This window comes from Streptomyces katrae (assembly GCF_000966975.1).
In the GTDB taxonomy this organism is placed as follows: domain Bacteria; phylum Actinomycetota; class Actinomycetes; order Streptomycetales; family Streptomycetaceae; genus Streptomyces; species Streptomyces katrae.
This window is the reverse complement of sequence record NZ_JZWV01000344.1, coordinates 1-3,000: the sequence shown is the minus strand read 5'-3', so window position 1 is coordinate 3,000 and position 3,000 is coordinate 1. Positions and strand designations below refer to the sequence as shown.

At 67.0% G+C, this 3,000-nt stretch carries 3 protein-coding genes; 1 reads left to right on the top strand and 2 read right to left on the bottom strand.

Annotated features, from left to right (window positions below):
* Positions 1-307: 307 nt before the first annotated feature.
* Entirely contained in the window at positions 308-565 is a 258-nt protein-coding gene (locus VR44_RS13450; RefSeq protein WP_045947705.1) for a hypothetical protein, read from the bottom strand.
* A gap of 319 nt (positions 566-884) precedes the next feature.
* Here VR44_RS13450 and VR44_RS13445 point away from each other — a divergent pair, with 319 nt between their 5' ends.
* Positions 885-2,156, top strand: coding sequence for a helix-turn-helix domain-containing protein (locus VR44_RS13445; protein ID WP_157880290.1), 1,272 nt, complete (start codon positions 885-887; stop codon positions 2,154-2,156).
* Here VR44_RS13445 and cutA read toward each other — a convergent pair.
* Positions 2,153-2,470 (bottom strand): divalent-cation tolerance protein CutA, encoded by a 318-nt coding sequence (cutA, locus tag VR44_RS13440; RefSeq protein ID WP_045947704.1) that lies wholly within the window; start codon positions 2,468-2,470, stop codon positions 2,153-2,155. The genes VR44_RS13445 and cutA overlap by 4 nt on opposite strands.
* Positions 2,471-3,000: the final 530 nt, after the last annotated feature.

The window sequence follows — 3,000 nt, the reverse complement described above, 5'->3', positions numbered from 1 at the left end:
CATACGGCCGGATCAGCGATCCGTCGGGGTGGTCGGGGGCCGGCAGACAAGGCATCCGACCCCCATCAGCCGCAAGCGGCGCCGACGCACGCGTCAGATCGCTACGCGCTCCTCATGGTTCGGCGTCCGCCGCCCGCCTGGGGCTGGTACCTGCACCAGAAGACGAACCTACCGGCCTGCGGAGCACCCAGGCGCGTCAGATCGCTACGCGCTTCGCCCGTCTCGGCGGCTGCGGCCCGTCCGGGGCTGATACCCGCACCAAATGACGAACAGACCGCCACGCGGAGCACCCGGACGCGTCAGATCGCTACGCGCTTCGCCCGTCTCGGCGGCTGCCGGCTGTCTGGGGCTGGTCATAGACGGGCTGGACGTTGGCGACGGCGGTCGTGAACTCGCGGCCGGACGCGTTGCGGATGTACGCCAGTTCCATCCAGCGCTCATAGTCGGCCGTGTCCGAGACGTTCTCATTGATCACGGCCATCAGCACGCCCTCCACGCCGGAGGCAATGTCCCGGACTCGGCGGCGGAGGAGGCGGTGCGGGACGTACTCGTACTGCTCACTCATCCGAGGCTCCTTCAAAGGAATCCAGGAAGCGCTCCCAGCCGACCAGTGCGCGTTCGAGAAGGTCCTGGCTGGGGCCGGATCTCACCGCGTGCCTTGGCGAAGGGCTGTCGGGGGTGTCGGCGGCGTCGGGTGTCACGGGGAGCCTCCGGTTCTCCTGTCATGGGCTTACGGGCTCCGCCCCGCCGGGGCGGTCGTGACCAGTGAACCGTCATGCGCGTTTGGGGAGATGAGCCAGGCTCAATGGCCATTTCGCAGACATGGCCGGCTTTTATGGCCAGGCTGGTATCTGGGCGTTGGTGACGGCCGAGGGATGGTGGCGGTGGCAGAAATCGACAGCGGCGTGGAGTCGATCGGGCCCTTGCTGCGACGGCTGCGCAGGGAGAACGGGCGTACCCAGCAGGAACTGGCTGAGTCTCTTTCCGCCCGACGCGGATATCCGTTGGAGCAAGCGGCAGTGTCGCGCTGGGAGAACGAAGAGCGCTTGCCGGACCCGATTTCCCGTGCCTTGCTGGCCGAGGAGTTCGGCGTTCCGGAGCAGGAGCTGAAACGGGCCGTCCAGCTCGCTCGACGTCTTCGTCGTCAACACCAACGTGAGGAACCGGTCGACGAGGAGAATGACGTGGAGCGTCGCGCTTTCATCAGCCTCTCAGCCGGGGCCGGGCTGGCCGCCATACGGCCTTCCTCGTTGCTGGGAGCCGGTCGCCGACTCGGTTCGGACGTGCCCGGACAGTTGGCCCAGCGAACCGCCCGACTGCGGCGCTTGGATGACTTCATGGGCGGCGGTGACACCTACCGCCTGTACGTGGGTGAGCTGGCAGAGACAACCAGGCTGGTCGCGGAAGGTGTTTACACAGAAGGCGTCGGACAGCAGCTACGAGGGATCATCGCGGAGCAGGCACAGCTCGCAGGATGGGCGGCTTATGACGCGGGGCTGTACGGGGAAGCACGTCGTCACTACATGACCGCCCTGGCAGCATCGAAGACAGCCGAGGACCGGTCTTTGGAAGGGAACTCGCTGGCGTTTCTGGCCTACCTCGAGTGGGCTGTCGGGGGAGGTTCCGGCATCGCCTACGCACAGGCCGGACTCGCAGCAGTGGGGACCGGGCGTGATCCAGTGGTCCGTGCGCTGCTGGCCGATCGGCTGGCGTGGCAATACGCGACCTCGGGTCACGCTCGGGAGGCGGGCTACGCCCTGTCACTGGCTGAGGAGGCGATCCACAGCCGGGCAGACGGCCCCGTGCCGGATTGGGCGTACTGGGTGGATCGCGACGAGATCCTCATCATGACGGGACGGTGCTGGACGGAGCTGCACCGTCCACTGCGGGCAATTCCGGCCCTGGAGGATGCGCTCGGGCGGTACGACGACACCCGGGCACGGGACAAGGCGTTGTACCTGTCATGGCTGGCGTCTGCGTACTTCGATGCCGGCGAGATCGAGCACGCCGCAGCGATCACTTCTCGGGTCATGGACCTCTCTGCAGGGCTCGCATCCACGCGCCCGGCGGGGCGGACACGAATGATGGTCAGGCGGTTGGAGCCCCACCGTGCCCTCCCGCTGGTCGGTTCGGTCTTGGAGCGTGCGCGGGCCTAGCGGGTGGCCCGAGTGATCCACTCCAGATACTCGTGGCGGCCTGCATCGATGGCAAAGGCGATCACCTCCGGCGAATCGTACGGATGGTGGGATACGAGGTGTTCCTCCAATGCTGTGCGCCGGTCACTGGTTGTCCTGAACGTCACCTGCCATTCAACGCCTTGGCAGACTTCGCCGAGGTGGCGGTAGGTGGTCTCGATGGGGCCGGTCACTTGACCGGAGGCCGCGAGGCTCTTCTCGACGGCCGAGCGGGAGAGGGAACGGGCCGCGGCCTGGGTGTCGGTCGTCGTCAGCACGATCATGAAGTCAGCCATGGAGGCACAGTAGCCCCACCCCTGCTGGGCCGCCCTGGAAACGAGACCGGCCCGAAAAGGAGGCCCGTCGGCCGGGTTGAGCGGCTTCAGGGCGGTACGCCTCCGTCGTCAGGACACAGGCGACAGCCGGGCCCGACTCCTCACAGACCAGCCCAAGACGGCCGTCAGACGCTGAGATCTGGGCAGCGCGTAGCGATCTGACGCGCCCGCCTGTCCCCGACGCCTCTCTGATCGTCATTTGGTGCGGATATCAGCCCCAGACGGCCGCCGGACGCCGAAAAGGAGGAGTGTGTAGCGATCTGACGCGCCTCCCGGTTCCGGAGGACGATTCCGTCGTCCTTGGCTGCAGGCAGCGACCCCAGACGGACGCCGGACGCTGAGAAAAGAGAAGCGCGTAGCGATCTGACGCGCAACGCAGCCCCGAAGAGCATGCAGGTCAGCCCGGATGCCCGGCAAGGCGACCCCCGACCTCCCCGGCTCATCGCTGAGGGAGCCGCATGCCCAATGAACATCCGTCCCGTTCCTTTGGG

Bases quoted from the DNA above. Each gene is read 5' to 3' on its own strand.
- cutA (WP_045947704.1), bottom strand. From the start codon at position 2,470: ATGGCTGACTTCATGATCGTGCTGACGACGACCGACACCCAGGCCGCG.
- VR44_RS13450 (WP_045947705.1), bottom strand. From the start codon at position 565: ATGAGTGAGCAGTACGAGTACGTCCCGCACCGCCTCCTCCGCCGCCGA.